Source organism: Polyangium sp. 15x6 (genome assembly GCF_029960785.1).
GTDB lineage: Bacteria > Myxococcota_A > Polyangia > Polyangiales > Polyangiaceae > Polyangium.
The window spans coordinates 253041-268480 of the sequence record NZ_JASBQE010000002.1 but is presented as its reverse complement, the minus strand read 5'-3'; the positions used below and the strand labels follow the sequence as shown (position 1 = coordinate 268480).

General features: G+C 70.6%; 10 protein-coding genes. 5 read left to right on the top strand and 5 right to left on the bottom strand.

Annotated features, from left to right (window positions below; genetic code table 11):
* Window positions 1-5 precede the first annotated feature (5 nt).
* Window positions 6-3872 (bottom strand): serine/threonine-protein kinase, encoded by a 3867-nt coding sequence (locus tag QHF83_RS02615; protein ID WP_282416146.1) that lies wholly within the window; start codon window positions 3870-3872, stop codon window positions 6-8.
* 113 nt (window positions 3873-3985) lie between these two features.
* Between QHF83_RS02615 and QHF83_RS02610 the strand changes: the two genes are divergently transcribed.
* Both QHF83_RS02610 and QHF83_RS02605 read left to right on the top strand, forming a co-directional pair.
* On the top strand, window positions 3986-8182 hold the full coding sequence (locus QHF83_RS02610) for a DUF2339 domain-containing protein (protein ID WP_282416145.1): 4197 nt from the start codon (window positions 3986-3988) through the stop codon (window positions 8180-8182).
* 45 nt (window positions 8183-8227) lie between these two features.
* Window positions 8228-8926, top strand: a complete 699-nt coding sequence (locus tag QHF83_RS02605; protein WP_282416144.1) for a hypothetical protein — start codon at window positions 8228-8230, stop codon at window positions 8924-8926.
* On the opposite strand, the gene QHF83_RS02600 is transcribed toward QHF83_RS02605, so the two are convergent.
* Complete coding sequence (locus tag QHF83_RS02600; protein WP_282416143.1) at window positions 8923-9138, bottom strand: hypothetical protein; 216 nt, start codon at window positions 9136-9138, stop codon at window positions 8923-8925. The genes QHF83_RS02605 and QHF83_RS02600 overlap by 4 nt on opposite strands.
* A 157-nt stretch (window positions 9139-9295) precedes the next feature.
* Between QHF83_RS02600 and QHF83_RS02595 the strand changes: the two genes are divergently transcribed.
* A complete protein-coding gene (locus QHF83_RS02595; protein WP_282416142.1) occupies window positions 9296-9979 on the top strand; it encodes a hypothetical protein in 684 nt (227 codons plus the stop codon).
* Window positions 9980-9983: 4 nt separating this feature from the next.
* Here the strand turns inward: QHF83_RS02595 and QHF83_RS02590 are convergent, their stop codons facing one another.
* Window positions 9984-11465: a hypothetical protein gene (locus QHF83_RS02590; RefSeq protein WP_282416141.1), complete on the bottom strand. Its 1482-nt coding sequence runs from the start codon at window positions 11463-11465 to the stop codon at window positions 9984-9986.
* A 502-nt stretch (window positions 11466-11967) separates the two neighbouring features.
* On the opposite strand from QHF83_RS02590, the gene QHF83_RS02585 reads away from it, so the two are divergent.
* Together QHF83_RS02585 and QHF83_RS02580 are read left to right on the top strand one after the other, a co-directional pair.
* Window positions 11968-12462: a hypothetical protein gene (locus tag QHF83_RS02585; protein WP_282416140.1), complete on the top strand. Its 495-nt coding sequence runs from the start codon at window positions 11968-11970 to the stop codon at window positions 12460-12462.
* Between the two features lie 177 nt (window positions 12463-12639).
* Window positions 12640-13548, top strand: coding sequence for a HAMP domain-containing sensor histidine kinase (locus QHF83_RS02580; RefSeq protein WP_282416139.1), 909 nt, complete (start codon window positions 12640-12642; stop codon window positions 13546-13548).
* Here QHF83_RS02580 and QHF83_RS02575 read toward each other — a convergent pair.
* Window positions 13523-13879, bottom strand: coding sequence for a response regulator (locus QHF83_RS02575; RefSeq protein ID WP_282416138.1), 357 nt, complete (start codon window positions 13877-13879; stop codon window positions 13523-13525). The two genes, QHF83_RS02580 and QHF83_RS02575, sit on opposite strands and share 26 nt — an antisense overlap.
* A gap of 22 nt (window positions 13880-13901) precedes the next feature.
* Window positions 13902-15410, bottom strand: a complete 1509-nt coding sequence (locus QHF83_RS02570) for an ATPase domain-containing protein (protein ID WP_282416137.1) — start codon at window positions 15408-15410, stop codon at window positions 13902-13904.
* Window positions 15411-15440: the final 30 nt, after the last annotated feature.

Sequence of the window (15440 nt, the reverse complement as noted above, 5' to 3'; positions counted from 1 at the left end):
CGTTTCTAGACGTCGCACCACGCCTTCCAGAGGTCGAGGAGCCGCGTGTGCAGCGGGACGGCCTCGAGGAAGGTGCGAGCGTACGCCGGATCCGGGATGCGCGCGGCGCGGGAAAGGAGCTCGGCGCGGGCGTCTTCGATCGCTTCGCGGGCCTCGCCGTGCTTGCCGGCGGCCCAGAGCGCCTCGGCCCGCGTGAGCAGGATGCGCGCGTGGGCGCTCGTGTGTTTCATGCCGATCTCGGCCGTCCTCGCGAGCGCACTTCGGTTGAGCTCGAGGGCGCTCTCGGGGCGGCCCTCGGCGAGCTCGACCGCGGCGTGGCCCGCGAGCGACCAGATCTGCCCGAGCGGGAGGATCTCGACGATGGGCGCGACAGCCGTGAGGAGACGCCGAACCGCGTCGAGGTCGCCGCGACGCAGGTGCGCTTCGAGGACGAAGTACTGCACGCTCACGCCGATCACGCCCTCGCTGTGCGCGGCGGCCGCGTCCGCGACGGCCGTGCCGAGCGTGATGGCCTCTTCGAGCCGGCCGCGTTCGAGCAAGAGCGCGGCGCGAAAGCAGCCGGCGAGGAGCGCGGAGACGCTGTCGGCCGGCGCGGCCGCGAGGGCGAGATCGAACTCGCGTTCGGCCTCGTCGTATGCGCCGAGCAGGACGAGGTCGAGGCCCACGTGGGCGCGGAGCAGCGGCAAGAAGCGGCGATCGTCCGAGACCATGAAGTTCGCGATGGCCTCGCGCTCGATGCCGAGCGCGGTGAACGGATCCTGCTCGGCGACCCTGTGCCAGTAGCCGCGTGCGTAGCCGCAGCGGCCGGCGACGGACGGATCGCGGGCGAAGTAGGGGCTGAAGACCTGCTCCATGCGGTGCAAGAAGCGCTCGGCCATGGCGCGCTGGCCCATGACGAGCTGCGAGATGACGGCGGAGCTGTAGGCGAACGAGATCGCGGGGACGGCGTCCTCGACGGGCTCGATGCGGTAGAGCTCGTCCATGAGCGAGGCGAGGGTGTCCTTCTTGCGCAGGAGCAAGGCGCTGCCCAGGGCGGCCCCGAGCGCGCGGGCGTACTCCTTGGAGCCGGGCCTCGCGCTCTCGAGCGCCTCCATGGCCGCCTCGTAGGCCGTCGCGGAGGAGCTCGTCCAGTTCCACGCGTCGGCGCGGATCGCGCGGAGCTCAGCCACGACGTCCGCGCGCGGGCTCGCCACGAGGCCACGCTCCGTGAAGCTCACGGCCGCGGAGAAATCCCCGGCCGAGAGCGCGAGCTCGGCCGCGGCCGCGAAGAACTCGGCCGAGCGCTCCTTGTCGCCGGAGCTCTCGAAGTGATCGGCCAGGATCGTCGGATCCGTCTCGCCCGACGCGAGCAGCCACTCGGCGGCGAGCGCGTGGCCACGGCGGCGATCACGCTCGGTGAGCATCGCGTACGAGCCCTCGCGCACGAGCGCGTGGCGGAAGGCATACTCCTCCTCGCCGAGGAAACGGCTCTCGCGGCGGCGCACGATGAGCTCGCGCTCGCAGAGGCGATCGAGCAGGCCGACGCGGCCGTTCGGCAGAGACGCGTCGCCGATGAGCGCGGCGACGCCGCCCCACCAGAACGACTGGCCGAAGACGCTGGCCGCGCGCAGGACGCGCCGCGCCTCGGGTTCGAGCGACATGAGGCGAGCCTCGACCATGCCGAGCACGGTCTCGGGCAGATCGCTGCCGCGGCCCTCGGCCACGGCGCGGATGAGCTCTTCGAGGTAGAAGGCGTTGCCCGAGGCGCGATCGACGAGGCGCTGGATCTCCTCCTCGGAGAGGATCTCCCCCAAAAAATGCTGGACGAGTCGCTCGGCGGCGCGGCGCCCGAGCTCGCCGAGGCGCACCTCGAGCAGCTCCCGGTCGGCCCAGATCTTCGGGAAGAGATCGTGGAGCTCCGGCCTCGCGAGCGCGAGCACGGCGAAGCGGCGCTCGCCCTGCATCGCGAGCGCCGCGTCGACGAGCTTGATCGAGGCGCGATCGCCCCAGTGCAGATCTTCGAGGACGACGACGAACGGGCGCACGACCGAGAGCGCCTCCACGAAGTCGAGCCACGCCTCGCGGATGCGATCGGCCATGAGCGCCGCGTTCTGGCGCGCGGCGCGGAGGTCGGGGCGCTCGTCGCTGGCGGGGGCGCCGACCATCTCGCCGAGGAACGCCGTGACGCGGGGGAGATCGTCGCCGGCGAGGTACGTCGCGACGAGCGCTTCGAGCTTGTGCCTGCGCGACGCGGCGGGCTCGCCGATGCCGATCTGGGCCATCGTGCGGATGGCGGAGCCGAGGATGGAGAAGGCCGAGCCCGCGCCGATCGGATCGCCGCGGCCGATGGCGATCGCGGGCTCCACGGCGCCGCGGCGGAGCTGCTCGACGAGCTCGTGCCGCAGGCGCGACTTGCCCATGCCGGGCAGGCCGAGCACGAGGGCGACGCGCGGCTTGCCTTCGTCGAGGCCCTCTTCGAGGAAGTCGCGCACGCTGCGCAGCTCGCGCTCGCGTCCGAGGTAGGGGCTCGGCTTGCCGAGCAGCGTGCGCGTGCCCGAGCCGACCTCGCGCTCGCCGCGGAGGAAGATGCCGTCCGCGCCTGCGCTCACGTCGAAGCGCACGTCGAGCAGGGCCTGCGTCGAGGCGTCGATCCGCACGGCGCCGGCCTCCTCGCCGAGATCGAGCAGCGCGGCGGCGCGCTTCGAGACCGAGCCGAGCGCGAGCCCTTGCGAGGTCTCCTCGCGCCCGGTGACGAGCACGATGCGGGCCTCGGGGGCGAGGGCGCGCAGGCGGAGCGCGGCGCGGGCCGCGCGGGCGGCTTGATCGGTGGGGTTGCCGCGACCGACGAGGCCGACGAGCAGCGCGCCGCCTTCGATCTCCTCCACGCGGGCGCCGAGCGGCGCGATCTCGTGCTCGATGGCCGCGATGCGGTCGCGCGGCAAGAACCGCGACGGCGCTTCCTTGCCGTCGGGCAGCGAGGGCGGCAGCGCGGCGACGATGCTGAGCAGCTGCCGTTCGCTGTCGGTGATGACCTCCGCCGACGTCGCGTGGACGACCGTGGCGCTCCCCTCCATGGGCCCGAGCGAGAGCAGCGCGCGCGCGACCGCGCCTGCGTCGGGAGGCCGGCTCTGCACGTCCTTCGCGAGCATCCGGGCCACGAGCTCGTCGAGGGCCTCGGGCACGTCGGGGCGGAGGTCACGCACGCGTGGGGCCTCGGTGAGCAGGAGGCTCGCCAGGATCGCGAAGGCGTGCTCGCCGTCGAACGCAGACTGCCCGGTGAGGCACTCGAAGAGCACGGCGCCCAGGGAAAACACGTCCGCGCGCGCGTCGACGCCGGCCTTGTCGGCGCGCGCTTGCTCGGGCGCCATGTACCCCGGCGTGCCCACGATGGTCCCGGTGAGGGTCAAGCGGCCGCGTCCTCGGTCTCGCGCCACGCCGAAGTCGAGCACTTTTACGCGATCGATCTCGCCGCGCTCGAGGAAGAGGTTGCTCGGCTTGATGTCGCGGTGCACGACGCCGCGCGCGTGGGCCGTGGCGAGGGCGTCGGCGACCCGCACGGCGAGGGTGATGCACTCTTCGAGGCGCAGGCCTTTGCGTCCGAGGCGCGCGGCGAGGCTCTCGCCTTCGAGCCACTCCATGGCGAGCCAGGGGGCGCCCGTGTCGGCGACGCCGTGGTCGACGTAGCGCACGATGTGCGGGTGCCCGAGGGTCTCGAGCACGCGGGCTTCTTGCGCGAGCCGTTCGGCGTTCGACTGCTCCGACGCGCGGAGGAGCTTCACGGCGACGACGTGTCCGGTCTGGAGATCCTCGGCGCGATACACCTCACCCATGCCGCCCACGCCGGCCAGGCGCTCGACACGGAAGCGCTCACCGATGATGTCCCCAGGGCGCATGCGCGAACGGGGATTCTGACCCGGGAGCCTCCGGGATCCAAGCGGAGGCTCATGAAGCGCGTGTGAAGGTGACCGTGGACCCGCGCGCGCCGGGGGCGTGGTAGGGACATTTCATGGAGGCGCTCCTCGTCCTGCTCGGCCTGGGCTTGGTGGGGTTGTTCCTGGCCACACCGATCATCGCGGTGCTCCTGGCCATGCAGGCGAAGGCGCGCGTGAAGGACCTCGAAGAGAGGCTCGACGCGCGAGAGGCGCGTGTCGCGGAGCTGGAGTGGCGGATCGCGCGGGCAGAAGCGGTCGGTCACGTGGTCGCGGCCCGCCCGTCAGCGGTGACGGATGCCTCGCGGGAAGCCGCAGCCCACCCGTCAGCGGTGACGGATGCCTCGCGGGAAGCCGCAGCCCACCCGTCAGAGCTGACGGATGCCTCGCGGGAAGCCGCAGCCCACCCGTCAGGACTGACGGATGCTTCGCGGGAAGCCGCAGCCCACCCGTCAGAGCTGACGGACGCCTCGCGGGAAGCCGCCGCCCACCCGTCAGAGCTGACGGACGCCTCGCGGGAAGCCGCCGCCGCTCCCGCCTCCGCGCCGCCCACGGAGCCCGCGCCCTCCCTCGAAGAACAACTCGGCCTCACGTGGCTCACGCGCGTCGGCGCGGCGGCCTTCCTCCTCGGCGCCCTGTTCTTCTTCAAGTACGCCGTCGACAACGCCTGGATCGGGCCTACCGGCCGCGTCGTCCTCGGCGCCGTCCTCGGCGTCGTGCTCCTCGCCGCCGCGGAGCTCTTGCGGCCGAAGACCCGCCCGGCCTTCGTGCACGCCCTCTCCGGCATCGGCCTCGCCACGCTCGTCGCGTCGCTCTGGGCGAGCGTCGCGCTCTACAAGCTCGCCCCGCCGGCCGCGGCGTTCGGCGCCGTGGCCCTCGTGCTCGCGCTCGGCGCCGGGCTCTCGCTCCGCCATCGCGCCGAGTCGCTGCTCGTCCTCGTCCTCGTCGCTGGTCTCGCCAACCCCGTCGTGCTCTCGACCGGACAGGACCGACCCGCGCCGCTCTTCGGCTACCTGCTCCTCCTCGGATCCATGGCCCTCGGGGTCGCGCTGCGCGGCGGCTTCCGCCTCGTACCCGCGCTCGTCGTGCCGGGATCGGCCGCGCTCTTCCTCGGCTGGTACGTAAAATACTTCGACATCCACGGCTCCGCGCCCGCGTGGAGCGATGTGCCGCCGGAAGCGCGCCTCGGGCCCTATCACAGCCTGACCGCGCGTCTCGCGCCGCTCGTCTTCGTCGGACTCGCCTCCGCGCAGTGGTCGGCCGTCGCGCTCTACCTCGACCGCCGTACGCCGCGAAAGCGCGATGCCAGGCTCTTCGCGCTCGCCGCGCTCACGCTCTCGCACGCGGGGGCGGCGATGTTGCTCCACGATCACGTGTGGGTGCTCTCCGTCCTCGCGATCGGGCTCGGGATCGCGGCGATCGCGCTCCTCGGCGCGCTCGGCGCGACCGAGCTGCTCGCCGTGCCCATGGCCGCGGCGTTCGTGGTCTTCCTCGTCGTGAGCCACGATGTCCCCGCGGATCAAAGGCTCGGGCTCGTCTCGCTCTTCGGCGGGTGGACGGCCGTCTACGTCGCGGGCTTCGTGCGCAAGGTCCTTCGCCGTGATCCGCTGCCGGCCGGCGCCGCGATCGCGGGCAGCGTCGCCGCGGGGCTCTTCGTCGTGCTCGCCTCAGCGCAGCTCTTGCCCGAGAAGCCCGCGATCTTCGTCGTGCTCGCCTCGATCGGGAGCGCCGCCGCCGCCGCGCTCGCGCTGCGGGCTCGCCTCGGCGCGCTGCACCTCGCCGCCGTGGGCTTCACGTCGCTCGTGATCGCGATCGCCGCAGGGTTCGTCCGAGAGGCGGTGCCCGAACATCCCTTGTCCCCCGCGTTCCTCGGCGCGCTCGTGGTCTTCGGGATCGTGCACCTCGTGGCCGTCGGGCTCGCCGCGCTCCGCACCGCCGAGCCCGTCCGCTGGAGCTCCGTTCTGGCAGGGGCGCTCGCCACGCTCGCGTTCGTCGCGGCCGCGCTCGCGTCGACGAGCGACGAGGTGCCGACGTTCCGCGCGCTCTTCACGGCGGCCGCGGGCGCCGCGGATCTCGCGCTCGCCGCGGTGATCATGCGCCGAAGGCCCGAGGCGAGCGTGCACCTGTCCATGCTCGCGGGGCTCGCCCTCGGGCTCTTCGCGGCGGCTATCGCGTTCGGGCTCGAGGGCGCCACGATCACCGTGCTCTGGGCTGCGCTCGGCTGCGTCGCGGCGGCGATCGCGGCACGCTCACGCGAGTGGGGGTGGCTCGTGGTCGCGTCGCTCCTGTTCGCGGCGACCTTCGTTCGTCTCGTCGCACTCGACGTGTGGGGCACGCACGCGCTCGTGGAGCGGTTCCTCGCGACGCAGGGCAGGGAAGGGGTCCTCTCCGTGCCGCTCCTCCGGAGCCCGCGCGCGACGGGCCTTGCGGGCACGAGCGTCTCGCTGCTCGTCGCGGCGTACTTGCTTGCAGCGGGCGCGAAGCGTGCTGACGCCGCCAAGGATGAGGCGCGAGCGTCGCTCGACGTCGCCGCGGGGATCGCCGCGATCGGTGGCCATGCGCTCTGGATCACGCTCGCCGTGCTGGAGGTGCGCACTTTCGTGACCACGCTCCCCGCGCCTCCGCCCGTGCCGCTCGACGCGCCCGAGTGGGCGGCCTTTGCCGCGCGCCTCACGGCGATGCTGGAGTCCCAAGAGGGCAGGCTCGCCATGACGACCACGCTCGTGCTCTCGGTCGCGGCCGCGGCGCTGCTCGCGCTCGGCTTCGCGGCCCGCAGCGCGCTTCATCGATACCTGGGGCTCGCCTTGTTTTTCCTCGCCGTCGCCAAGCTCGCGGTCTGGGACGTCTGGAGCGTCGAGCGCATCTACCAGATCCTCCTGCTCACGGGCGTCGGCGCGCTCCTCGTCGCCGGCGGCTTTCTCTACGCGCGCTTCAGCGATCGCCTCATCGCGCTGATGCGCACGGGCGGCTCCGCGCTCGTGATCCTGCTCGTCGCCTCGCGCGCGGACGCAGAGGAGCTCGCGCCACGGCTCCTCCCGGTCGGCAAGTACGCGTCGATGCGCGCCGTGACGGGCATCGACGCCGCCGGGGATCATCGGCTCGCCGTGGACGACGCGCTCTATCGCGCGAGCACGTCCGCCGAGCTCTTCGCGGACGTGCGTCTCGTGGACGGAGCCGGCCGCGAGGTACCTCGGGTCGTGTGGGAGATCCCGGTTCATCGGCTCGCGCCGTACGTACCCGGCGAGCTTCTGGATCCCGCGTGGCTGCAGAGCGGCGCCGCGGTGGCGACGTTCCGGCTGCCCGCGTCGTCGCAGCATTGTCGGCTCTTGCTCGATGTCACCGGCGAGACGTTTCTCCGGCGCGTGCGCGTCGAGACGGGCGATAGCCGCGAGGCGCTCGGCGTGGTCGCGGAGGGGCCGTACGTGTACCGGATCCGGCATGAGCGCGGCACGGTCCAGCACATGGAGATCCCGTACCCGAAGTCCGAAGCGCGGCTCGTGCGCGTGACGCTCCTGCCCGCGGACGCGGACGAGGCCGGCGGGCGGCTCTCGATCGTGGGGGGTTCGTTCCGCTGCCCGTCCGCGAACGACGGCGCGAATGTGTTCTCCGAGGTATCGCTCGGCATCGAGGAGATCCGGCGCGACGAGGCGGAGCGCTCCACGATCGTCACGCTCGACGCGGGCGCGGAGGGCGTTCCGATCCAGGCGATCACGCTCGACGTGGGGACGACCGAGCTGCGCCGCCGCGTGGACGTCACGGCGACGAGCTTCCGCGAAGTCTGGCCGGCCGTGGGCGGCGGCGTGCTTTATCGGATCACGCCGCGGCCGGGCGTCGTGCTGGAGTCGATGCGGCTCCCGATCGACGAGACACGCAAGCGGTATTTCCGCCTCGTGATCCACGACGAAGATTCGCCGCCGCTCGTGATCCGCGGCGCGCGCGGCGAGGTGCGCGCGCGAGAGATCGTCTTTCGCGCCGCGACGCCCGGCGAGCACCGGCTCTACGTGGGCGATCGGACCGCCGCCGCGCCGTATTACGATCTCGCGGCGATCCTCGATCGTACCGATCGGGCCGAGGCGCCGCGTGAAGCGAAGATGGGACCTGTCCTGCCAAACCCTCGTTTCGGAGAAGCGGATCGCGCGGCGGCGCTGCCATTCACGGAGCGGCATCGGACGGCGCTCGGCGCGGGCCTCGCGGTCGTGCTGCTCGCGCTCTCGTTCTGGGCGATCCGGCTGCTCCGCAACGCGGGCCCCGCGGACGAGGGCAAACCAGGCTGATTCCAGCGCGCCACGCGGCTCCGTCGTGGTACCTTCGCGCCCGCCGTGCGTCGTTTTTTCCTCGTCTCCCAGGGGCGCGCTCTCTCGTACGCGTTTTCCTCCTTCGGGCTCGCGGCGACGGCGTTTGCCGCGGCTCGGGGCGGGTTCTTGTCGTTCATGTTCTCCCCGCCGGGCCTGCCCGTCGTGGGCCTCGGGCTCGTGATGCTGGGCCTCTCCATCGAGGAGACCGGCACCGTGCGGCGGATCCGGCTCGGCGCGGGGATCCGCGTCCTTGCGTTCGTCCTGGTCCTCGTGGCCCTGGTCTGGGCGATCGCCGTGGGCGCGCTCGGCTCGGAGCTCGTGGTCCTCGGGTTCACGCTCTTCGGCGCCGGCGTGGCCGGCGCGGCGGTGGGATTCGTGCACGACAAGGGCGTCGTCGCGGACGTCCGGCATGACCAGCCCATTCGCCTCGAAAACATCTCCGCCGATTACATCTCGCTGCGGGTCCGTGGCCGCGACGTCAACGTCCCCACGTCGATCCTGCGTGGCGTGGCCCTCGCGCGGGATCTCGACGGGCGTGGCGTGTTCGTGCTCGTGCGGAGCCGCGATGACGTGGTGGGCGGTGACGAGCTCCCCTGGGTCGCGACGACGCGGGAAGGGGAGACGTTCATCCTGACCGAGCACGAGGCCGGCCTCGACGCCGACGTCCTCGCGGCGCGCCTCACGGAAGCCGCGGCGGCGGCCCGGGAAGGTGGTTATCGCTAACGGTCGCCGCGCAACCTGCGGCCCCGCAGCACGCGCGTCAGATCGACCTTGCTCCCGTTCATGCCGGCCATCGGATCGTTGTCGTCGCGGCCGGTGCGGCCGATGTGCCAGACCTTGTTCTCGCCGCGCAGCCGTTCTTTTTGCTCCTCCACGGAGAGCTCCGAGCCCCCACCGGGATTGTCGCTGCGAACGGGGCGAATGGTCGTGCTCATCGGGGCCTTGGGCTCGTATTGCGCGGTCTTTGGAGCATCCGCTGGTTTTCACCGGGCGTCAAGAACGTGGGCCCGTTCGTATCGACCCGGCGTGAAAAAGGCCCGCGCTTGACAGCGGGGACGTCCTCGGCTCCTCTTCGCGCGGGAGGCCTTCATCATGGCCGTACAGCTCACCGGGCCGGAGGATTTTGCGTTCGCGCGCCGCTCCGTCGGGCCTTCGCGTCCCCCCGAGCTCCTCGCGAAGGTCGCGCGGGCGGGCACGCTCCTTTTCGTGGTCGATCGCTACGAGATCACCTTCCAGGACGGCGGGAGCGAGACGGTGTACCTCGAGCGCCTCGAGCGTTTGCTCGGGCTCGACGAGGACCCGGACCGTGGATTTTACGAGGCGGACAGCGTCGACACGAGTCCCGACGAGCTTTTGGAGACGCTCTTCGCGACCGAAACGAAGCGCCACGTGGGCCTGCTCCGTTCCCATTTCGAGGCGCGCACGCCCGTCGAGATCGAGGTCCACGCGAACGTCGTCTATCGGCTGATGCAAGACGACTGGGACGCCATGCTGGCATTCTTGAACGAGCGCTTGCCCGAGGGGGGCGCACTCAGCATAGACGAAATACAAGGCTTCGACGTGGAGGCGATGATCGCCTTCGATCCGGAGGAGGACGAGCCTGCCCGCGAGGACGGGACGGGGTTCGTCATGTATTTTCGCGAGCAGGACGACGAGGACGACGGATTGCCGCTGCTCGGGCTCTGCATCCTCGCGCACGCCGTGGTGCACGACATCGATTGGATGGACGTCGAGGAGGAGCCGCTTTACGATCGCGTGCTCTTCCGCGCCGGCTGATTCCTCACGGGTTCGTCGCAGGCTTCGGCGCTTCCTCCTCCCCCGCGCGCGCCTCCTCCTCGGCCATTCGATTCTTTCGCTCGGCGTCCGCGGCCTTTCGCTCGGCCGCCGTCATGCTCAGATCCTGCCCCATGAAGCCTTCGATCTGCTCGATCTCCTCGATTCGCTCGCGCGCGCGCCGCGCCGCGTCCGCGTAGGTCGGATCGGTCCCGGCTTTCTGGAGGAAGACGCCGAAGAGGTCCTTGGCCTTGCGTGACGCGATCCCAGGCTGCTCTGAGCCCGCGATCTCCGCATATTCCTGCGTCAGGATGCCCTCGTTGTAATAGGCCTCGGGCCGCTCGGGCGCGCTTTGCTTCGCCTTCGCGAGCTCGCTCCGGACCTCGGCGACCTTTTGCTTCATGTTGCCGTCGTCGATCTGGCCGCGGAGCGCATGAGCGAGCCCGATGCGCGCGTCGTAATCGTCCGGCCGCAAGGCGAGCGCCGCGCGGTAGGCCCGCTCGGCCGGGGAAAAACCGCGGAAGCGCAGGTTCACGGCGGCGAAATTCATGTGCGCCTCGAAGAACGAGGGATCGAGCCTCCGCGCCTCGTCGAACGAACGCACGGCCGCCGTGAAATCCCCGAGCTCGACCTGGATCATGCCAGCCGTGTTGTGAATCGGGGCATACCGCGGATCCTTGCGAATGGCCTGCGAGCATACGAGCGCCGCGAGCTCGAGCACCTGCGTGTCGATCTTCTTGTTGTCGAGCGGGCCGCGCGTCCGCGACGCCTCGGCTTTGCGTTGGGCCGTCCCGAGGTGAATGAGCGCGAGGAGGTTGTACGCCGGCAAGGCGCGATCATCGACCGCGAGCGCGCTCTGCGCGTATTTCTTCGCGCGTTGCGAATCGGTGAGCCCGTCCGCGTCGGGCGTCTCGCGTCCGCGTTTCAGGTGCAGCACGCCGAGGTGCACGAGCGAGGTCGCATCCTTGAACTGCGCGTCGACGACGGCGGCCCGCGTCAGCTCGGCGATCGCCGCGTCGAAGTTCTTCCCGCCCGACGTCGCGAAATCCAGGAGCGCGAGCTCGGCCCGCGCGCGGTGGAACGTGGGCTCCGCCGCGAGCGCCTTCGTGAATTGCTCCCGCGCCTCGCGATCGAGCTTGCATCGCTGGTAGGCCACGCCCGCGTTGTAATGGGCGCGTGCCCGGATCGTGGCGCTCTCACGGCTGTCGGCGGCGGCCGTGAAATGCGCCGCGGTGGCTCTGCAACTCGCCTCGTCTCGTTTCTGCGTGGCATCCTGTCGGGCGAGCGCGAGCAGGCCGTCGCGGAATCGGAGGGCCGTCGTGGGGGATGCAGGTTCGTTCGAGGAGCGCGGGGGGAGGGGGTTTTGTTCGGGGGTCACGGGGGCCGTGGCGACGCTCGCGCCGCACCCCGTGAGCGCGAGCGCCGCGAGCAGCGCCGTCCCGATCGTCATGCCGCGTCTCGCGCCCGATTTCGATGCATCCCTCTGCATGTGCCGCTCCTCCATCGTGCCCACGCGGCGAAAGCGCCGGACCGTGGCCTCCGCGTGAGACGCGCTCGCCCCCGCGCGTCTTGGGCTGAGCATGGGTTTCATGTCGAAGCCGCTGCGCTGGGGCGTTGCCCCAGGCCCCACCGGGGCTATCCGCCCCTGGACCCGGACCAGCGCAAGCGCTGGACCTTTGGTCGAAGAACTGCGCGATGCGCAGTTCTTCGAACAGGCCGAGGCAAGACCAGCGACGACCCTGTCCATCAAGACAGCCGCGCTGCCCTTTCAACTGGCAGCGCGGTCCAACGGGCCCGTTGGAAGAACTGCGCGGAGCGCAGTTCTTCCACCCCGAGTCCAGGGCTTGCCCTGGTTCGGGTCGAGGGGCGAACAGCCCCCGCGGGGCCCGGGGCAGAGCCCCGGCGAAGCGCCTCCTCAGGCGCCTTGGGGGTGGCATCGACCGAGGTGACGGACTAGGAAAACGGACGTAGCCGCGTTATCCTGGCTACGCATGATCCGGAACACGGCGTACGGGATCGTCCTCTGCGTGGGGGCGCTGGGGCTCGTGGGGTGCGCGAGCACGACCTCCGAAGAGGAAGCGCGGGCGCGGGCGGAGCCGCGGATCGAGGCGGCGCGGCGCGAGGGCGTGGCGTTTCGCGAGGCGCTGCCCTGGTGCGAGCCGAAGGATGTACCGGAGGGCGCCCAGCGCATCGAAGGGGTCCTCCATCAGAGCAGGGGGTGCACGAGGCTCCTCTGCATCCCGGAGGTGTGCTGCAACGAATGCAGCGGCCCCGTGTACGTCCGATCGGACGACGGGCAGCAGATGGCCCTCGTGCTCCCGGGCGAAGGCCCGCTGAACGAGCATTTTCACGGCGAGCGCGGGATCGATTGCGAGCACCACGCATGGTGGGAAGGTTTCGGGCGGCCCCGCGTGCGAATGACCTGGTCCACGACGGAGCCCGAGCACAAGGCCGAATTCATCGAGCTCTGCCGCATACGGCCGTGAAGTGGACACGCTCACCAGGTCGGATGGTATTTTTTCTTGGGTAGGCTCAAGAACGTGAGCCGGTTTGCGTGTGCACACCCGGGTGCATGTATTTCCGTACGTGAAATTCATCCAGCCACCGACCCAGGCCGTGTTTGATGCGTCCAGGGCTCCGGGATATCGGTGGTTCACCCACGCATGGTTCCGTCTCCACGCTCCGCGCTCCCGTCGTCGCCTCTCGTTTCGGACGACACACCCCGGGAAGGGTCCTCCTCCGAGGGGCCCCTGTCCGATGAAGTCACGCGCCTGCGCGCCGAGCGGAGGATCCTCGAAGAGGAGCGCGCCCGCCTCGCGCGCGAGCTCGAAGCCGCGCGGGCGGACGCGCTCCAGGCCGAGCAGCGCGTCGAGAGCGTGCTGAATACCGTCTCGCACGAGCTCCGCACCCCGCTGCAGGCCCTGCACATCTGCCTGGAGCTCCTCCACGCGCGGATCCGCGGCGCCGCCGACGAGGTCCCGCAGGCGTGGGTGCTGAGCCACCTGGAGAAGGCCAAAGGCAGCTCGAATCGCATGACGAAGCTCGTGCGCACGCTCCTCGACGCCTCGCGCCTCCAGGCCGGCCGCATCGAGGTCCGGCCCGAGCCGCTCGATCTCTCCTCGCTCGTCGCCGACGTCGTCGCCGCCGCGCGCGACGAGCTCGCCTGGGCCCGCTGCCCGTGCACCTTTTCGAGCCATGGCAAGGTCCTCGGAACGTGGGATCGACCCCTCCTCGAGCTCGTGATCCACAACCTCCTGTCGAATGCCATGAAATACGGCGCGGGCCAGCCCGTGCACGTGGAAGTGGAGGGGCTCGAGACCTCGGCGCGGATCACCGTGAAGGATCACGGCGTGGGGATCTCGATCGAGGATCAGGCGCGGATCTTCCACCGGTTCGAGCGCGTCCACACGACGACGCACCTCGCCGGGTTCGGCCTGGGCCTCTGGATCGTCAAGCAGGTCGCCACGGCCATGAACGGCACGGTGACGGTCACGAGCCGGCCCGCCGAGGGCGCCACATTCGTGCTTTCCTTGCCGCGTGAGCCCGCTACGGGTCGATCTGGCTTTGAATGATACGCAGGAGCGATTGAACGTCGAAGGGCTTGGCCAGGACGGGCGTGCTCGCCCGGACGTCCGGCGGCAATGCCCTCGGCGCGGCCGTGATCAGGACGACGGGCAGCGCCACATACGTCGGATCGGCGCGCAGGGCGCGGAGCATCTGCACGCCGTCCATCACCGGCATCATGAAATCGACGAGTACGAGATCGGGGCGCTCGCTCGCGACGAGCGCGAGCCCTTCTTTGCCGTTGGCGGCCGTGACGACACGATAGCCCTCCCAGACGAGGACCTCCGCGATCGTATCGACGATCGCGAGCTCGTCGTCGACGAGGAGGATGGTTTTCATCGGCCAGCGGCTCCGCCCGGCGTCACTTGCGCTTGGTTTCCTTTCGTGCTCGTGGCCGTGGGACCTGGGGCAGCTCCGTTCCGCGCGCCGGGATGCCCTTCGCGGCGCCCTGCGTGAGCTCGAACGACGGACCGATCACGATACCGGTCGGCGAAACCTCGAATTCGTAGAGCCCGCGCGCGTGCGCGCTGTCGCGCGTCTTCGTGAGGGCGAGCAGCCTCAGGATCTGCGCCTCGACCTGCACCTGGCGCAGCGTCAGGATGTTGTGGCAAAACGCCGAGGCGGCCTGGGCGGGGATGGAGACGTCGCCGCTGAAGATGTCGTGCGTCTCGTCCGTGAGGATCGTGGTGACGCCGAGCGCGGCGAGCTCTTCCACGAGGACCGAGAAAAACGAGGGCACGCGATCCGGATTCGTGGTCGCGCGCCTGAGCCCCGCGAGGCCGTCGACGAAGAGGCGGCGCACGCCGTGCGTCCGCACGAGCTCGAGGAGCCGGTGCCCGACCGCGTCCAGCAGGAGCTCCGCCGACGGCTGCCATTCGACGAGCAGACCGGGGCCCGTGGTGTCCTCCGTGGTCATCCCGAAGCGCGCCATTTTTGCGCGGATTGCGGCCGGGTTTTCGAAAAAACCGAAGCAGAGCGCAGGTTCGCCCGCGCGTACACCGGCGTGGAGGAAATGCATGCCGAGCACGGTCTTTCCCGATCCGGTGGGGCCGAGGAGCAGCGTTGTCGAGCCCTCGAACACGCCGCCGCCGAGCAGCTCGTCGAGCGCCTCGATGCCAATCGTGATGCGCTGCTCGGACTGGGCTCCGGTGCGGCGTGAACCGAAGAGCGCCTCGAACCGCGGATACACGACGAGGCCCTCGCTGGAGATGAGATAGGTGTGACAACCCTCGAGGAAGCTCGATCCGCGGAGCTTTGCCACGTTGAGCTCCCGCAGCGCTCGGGCCCCGGCCGTCCGGCAGCGCAGCTCCACGATTCCGTCGACCATCGTGTGCTCGGCGCGGACCCCGTTGTTGGGATCCGAGCTCGTCAGGAGCACGACCGTGACGCCCATGAGGCCGATCCAGGTCTGTAGATCCTGGATGAATCGCTTGTAGGCGGTGACGTTCGGGATCGCGGCGAGCTCGGCCATGACCATGCCGTCGATGACGAGCAGCGTGGCGCCCTGCGAGCGGATCCCGTCGCGCAGCATCTTGAGCAGGGCCTCGAGGCCCCCGTCGCGCAGCGCCGCGTAGCCGTTGAGGTACACGATCCCCGTGCCGATGAGCGTCGGATCGAAGAACTGCATCCCGTGCATCTGCGCGAGCAGCGCCTCGTGCGCCTCGGACAGGAGCGTGACGTAGAGCGTCCGGCCGCCTTGCGACGCGTGGTGGAAGCAGATCTGGTTGCCCAGGATCGTCTTGCCCGCGCCCGGCCGTCCCATGACGAGATAGATGTGTCCCTGGAAGAGCCCGCCGAGGAGGACCGTATCGAGGCCAGCGACCCCCGTGCGGAGCCGGGTGGAGTAGATGCTTCTTTTCGGCTCGATCATCGGAGGGCAACGTTTTGCCATCAAAGTTCG